The 4,180-nt window shown below is 66.1% G+C and carries 4 protein-coding genes; 2 read left to right on the forward strand and 2 right to left on the reverse strand.

The window, feature by feature from the left end; all coding sequences use genetic code 11:
• Nucleotides 1-135 precede the first annotated feature (135 nt).
• Together VMR03_RS02025 and VMR03_RS02030 are read left to right on the forward strand one after the other, a co-directional pair.
• Nucleotides 136-732, forward strand: coding sequence for a DUF6101 family protein (locus VMR03_RS02025; protein WP_325401772.1), 597 nt, complete (start codon nucleotides 136-138; stop codon nucleotides 730-732).
• 185 nt (nucleotides 733-917) lie between these two features.
• On the forward strand, nucleotides 918-2,381 hold the full coding sequence (locus tag VMR03_RS02030) for a PAS domain S-box protein (protein WP_325401774.1): 1,464 nt from the start codon (nucleotides 918-920) through the stop codon (nucleotides 2,379-2,381).
• Between the two features lie 27 nt (nucleotides 2,382-2,408).
• Here the strand turns inward: VMR03_RS02030 and VMR03_RS02035 are convergent, their stop codons facing one another.
• Together VMR03_RS02035 and VMR03_RS02040 are read right to left on the reverse strand one after the other, a co-directional pair.
• On the reverse strand, nucleotides 2,409-2,915 hold the full coding sequence (locus VMR03_RS02035; protein WP_325401776.1) for a DUF1993 domain-containing protein: 507 nt from the start codon (nucleotides 2,913-2,915) through the stop codon (nucleotides 2,409-2,411).
• Between the two features lie 104 nt (nucleotides 2,916-3,019).
• Nucleotides 3,020-3,811: an enoyl-CoA hydratase gene (locus VMR03_RS02040; RefSeq protein WP_325401778.1), complete on the reverse strand. Its 792-nt coding sequence runs from the start codon at nucleotides 3,809-3,811 to the stop codon at nucleotides 3,020-3,022.
• Between the last annotated feature and the right edge of the window lie 369 nt (nucleotides 3,812-4,180).

Below are 4,180 nucleotides of genomic sequence, written 5' to 3' on the forward strand. Positions count from 1 at the left end.
GGGAGAATGCCGGAAAGCCGGGTTCAAGCCAAATCGGAGCGGTCTGGCTCCGCGGCGTCGCATCGGAGCGGAGCCGTTAAGGGAATGCCAACCTTGGCGGAATAGGTTCAATTCGAAACAATATGGAGCGATCAGATGGGCCGGGCGGCGACCGCTCCGCGAACACGCAAGCGCTGGAACGGCGGCGAGATCGATTCCGATCCCTTCGTGCTGCCGCAGCGCGTGACCATTCCGGCCTCCGATCTCCCGTCGCGGCTCTTCGGCTTCATCCGCTATGCGGTCGTCCACAGCGATTGCGTGAAGGTCACCGATTCCTCGCCCATTCTCGGGCCTTTCGTCTGGACCGAGCTTCTGTCGGCCTATCGGGGCGTCGCGCTCCGCGTCGCGCATCGCGACGGCTCGGGCGCCAGGCCCGTCATTCTCGTCGAGATGGTGCATGCGACGAACGAGAAGCATTCGGTCGTGCTCCATGCCTCGTTCGACGGCGCCGATGTCGCCGCGCGCTGGCGGAGCTGGGGGCGCGTGCTGCGCCTGCCGCTGCTGCTCGAGGATCGCGGCGGCGAATTGCAGGAGGCGGAACGACGCCTCGGCTCCCTGCGCATCGATACGGCCCAGCCCCACGCCGGCGCCAATCCGCTTTCGGCGCGCCGTCCACTGACTTTCGGCGCCACCGGCCGCCCGCGGCTTTTCCAGCAGCGCCTTTCGACGGGGACGCGGCCGCTCGCCTATTAGCGATCCGGGCCGGGGTTCCCGCCGCTTCGCCACGCTCCTTCTTGTACGTTCCGCCATTTCCGGGCCAGACACCGGCACGTTCGCGCACACGGGGCGGCGAATCGTCATTGTGCGGCGGAGCAGGCATGCCATAATCAAAATAGATATTTCACTCACCAGGGCTGGGCGGTGCGGTTCGGAGTTCCATGAGCAGCATGACGCGCGACGCGACCTTGTCCGGTCCCTCCGGGCCGGGGAGTATTTCCGGCCGGGAGCCGGACCGGTCGCCATCCCTGTTCGCGGGCTCGGAGGAGCAGGCGCGCGCGCTGCTCGAGGCGCTGCCGACAGCGGTCTATACGACCGACGCGGCGGGACGGCTCAGCTTCTATAACGAGGCGGCGGCCACCCTCTGGGGCTACAGGCCGCAGATCGGCACGGCGGAGTTCTGCGGCGCCTGGAAACTCTACTGGCCGGACGGAACGCCTTTGCCGCATGAAGAGAGTCCCATGGCGGTGGCCTTGCGGGAAATGCGTCCCATCCGGGGCGTCGAAGCCGTGGCCGAGCGACCCGACGGCACGCGCGTCCCCTTCCTGCCTTTTCCGACGCCGCTCTTCGACCCTTCTGGGCGGCTCCGGGGCGCGGTCAACATGCTGATCGATCTCGGCCTGCAGCGCCAGGCCCACGAAACCTCCGAGCGGCTCGCCGCGATCGTCGCATCGTCCGACGACGCCATTCTCGCCAAGGATCTGGACGGCGTCATCACCAGCTGGAACGAGGGCGCGCGACGGCTTTACGGCTATACGGCGGCGGAGGCGGTCGGCCGTTCCGTCCTCATGCTGATGCCTGAGGATCGTCACGACGAGGAACCGGCGATCCTCGAACGCATCCGCCGGGGCGAGCGCGTCGACCATTACGAAACCGTCCGTCGGCGGAAGGATGGCGAGATCATCGACATCTCGCTCACGGTCTCGCCGATCAAGGACCTGAACGGGCGGATCGTCGGCGCCTCCAAGATCGCGCGCGACATCACCGAGAGGAAGCGAGCGGAAGAGAGAATGGCGCTCCTGCTCCGCGAAATGGATCACCGCGTCAAGAACCTCTTCGCGCTGGCGAGCAGTCTCGTGACGCTGAGCGCACGCACGGCGCGCACGCCCGAAGAGCTCGCCGAGAGTGTCAGGTCGCGGCTCGGCGCGCTCGCGCGGGCGCATACGCTGACCCTGTCCGGCATGCAGGGCCAGTCGGCCGATCAGAGGACCACGTTGCATGCGCTCATCGCGACCGTTCTGTCGCCGCATGACGGCGACGACAGGGCGGCGGGCGGAGGGCGCGTCGCGGTCACCGGGGCGGATATCGACATTACCGGCAGCTCCATCGCCGGCTTTGCGCTTCTGCTGCATGAATGCGCGACCAATGCGGCGAAATACGGCGCGCTCTCGACGGCGGAAGGCCGGATCGACATCGTCTGCGCGGAAGACGACGAGCGCTTCGTGCTGACATGGAGCGAGCATGGCGGCCCGCCGATCGAAGGTCCGGCGGAGGAGGAAGGCTTCGGAAGCCTGCTCGCGCGGCTGACGGTGAAGGGCCAGTTTGGCGGCGAGATCGTGCGCGACTGGCGGCCCGAGGGCCTCGTCATCCGCCTCTCTGTCCTGAAGGACAGGGTGGCGAAGTGACGGACCTCGTCGCCATCAGGAGAAACGTCAGAACGAGCCGATGAAGTCGCGCTTGCCGATCTGGATGCCGTTGTGGCGCAGGATGTCGTAGGCGGTCGTTGCGTGGAAGTAGAAGTTCGGCAGGAAGAAGTGGAAGAAATACTGGCTTCCCTTCAGCTTCAGGTCGTTGCCGCCGATCTTGAGCGTCACCTCGCGGTCCTCGGCGCCGTTGATCTGATCCGGCGTCAGGCTCTTCACGAAGTCGACCGTCTTCGCGATACGCGCCTTCAACTCGTCGATGGTCTTTTCGGTGTCGGCATAGGAGGGAATGTCGATGCCGGCGAGGCGGGCGGCGCAGCCTTTCGCCTGATCGGTCATGATCTGGACCTGGGCCGACAGCGGGATCATGTCCGGTGCGAGGCGGGCGTTGACGAGGACCGTGGGGTCGATCTTGCGTTCGGCGGCCTGGGCGGCGGCCTTGTCGAGAACCGCGGCGATGCTGCCGAACATCTGCAGCATGACGGGAATCGAAGCCTGGTACATGTTGAGCGTCATTAGGGGCGTCCTCTGTCCTGATTGTTTTTTTGCAGGTGACGCCTATGTCGGTCGCGGCTCGCTCCGGTTCAAGTCACATTCGCCCTTGTCGCGAAGTTTGGCCATCACGACAGTTTCGAGAAATCCGGCGCGCGCTTTTCGAAGAAGGCGGCGATCGCTTCCTTCACTTCGGCCGAGCGGAGCTGGGCGGCGAAATGCGCGCCTTCCTTCTTCTGCTGCGCCAGCACGGCGGCGCGGTCGTCGCCCTTCAGAAGCGCCTTGGTGAGCTTGACGGCGGTGGGCGCCTTGGCGGCGAGCGTCTGCGCGCGGAGAAGAGCTTCGGCCTGCAGGGCGTCGTCGGCGAAGACATCGGCGATAATGCCGATCGCCTCGGCCTTGGCGGCGCCGATCTTCTTGCCGGTGAGGAAGAGGTCGGCGGCTTTCTGCAGGCCGACGAGGCGCGGCAGCAGCAGCGTCGAGCCGGCTTCGGGGATGAGGCCGAGATTGACGAAGGGCATCTGGAAGGTCGCGCTTTCGCCCGCATAGGCGAGGTCGCAATGCAGCAGCATCGTCACGCCGACGCCGACGGCAAGCCCGTTCACCGCGGCGATCAGCGGCTTCTCCGCCGTGGCGAGATTTTCGAGAAAGCGCGTGACGTTGCGCTGCAATCCGGTTTCCGTGCCGCTGGCGGGCGCGTTGCCGGCGGCGGCGAAATCGGCGAGGTCGTTGCCCGCCGTGAAAGCGTCGCCATTGGCGCGGAAGAGCGTCACGCGGATCGCCGGATCGCGCTCGGCCTGTTCGATGCCGTCGGCCAGCGCCTTGTACATCGCGTCGGTCAGCGCGTTCTTCTTGTCCGGGCGGTTCAGGGTCAGCGTCAGCACGCCCTTGTCGACGGCGGTGATCACATGTTCGGTCATGACGGCTTGCTCCCGATGAATGGCCCGGATGAATGGTCGGAAGAAACTGCCGGAGCCGGACGGCGACCGCAAAGCGCAAATTTGCACAAGGCGTTTCGCGATTTGGAGGCCCGCGGGGAGCGACGAGAGCGACCATATCTCTCCGTCGCCGATCCGGCGTAGACTGGCGGACGAACCAGGCAAAACGAGGGGCGACCATGACCGACCATGACGATACGGGCCTTGCGGGCACCATCCGCCGCTATCGGCTCGGCTACCTCATTGCCGGCGGCATCCTGATCGCAGGCGGCATCCTCGCGATTGCCTTTCCCCTCTTCGGCACGCTGGCGACGGCGATTTTCGTTGGCTGGGTGCTCATCATGTCGGGCG

The organism is Parvibaculum sp. (assembly GCF_035511255.1).
Lineage (GTDB): Bacteria > Pseudomonadota > Alphaproteobacteria > Parvibaculales > Parvibaculaceae > Parvibaculum.

Coding starts and splice junctions, on each gene's coding strand:
- VMR03_RS02030 (WP_325401774.1), top strand. CDS start 918: ATGAGCAGCATGACGCGCGACGCGACCTTGTCCGGTCCCTCCGGGCCG.
- VMR03_RS02025 (WP_325401772.1), top strand. CDS start 136: ATGGGCCGGGCGGCGACCGCTCCGCGAACACGCAAGCGCTGGAACGGC.
- VMR03_RS02035 (WP_325401776.1), bottom strand. CDS start 2,915: ATGACGCTCAACATGTACCAGGCTTCGATTCCCGTCATGCTGCAGATG.
- VMR03_RS02040 (WP_325401778.1), bottom strand. CDS start 3,811: ATGACCGAACATGTGATCACCGCCGTCGACAAGGGCGTGCTGACGCTG.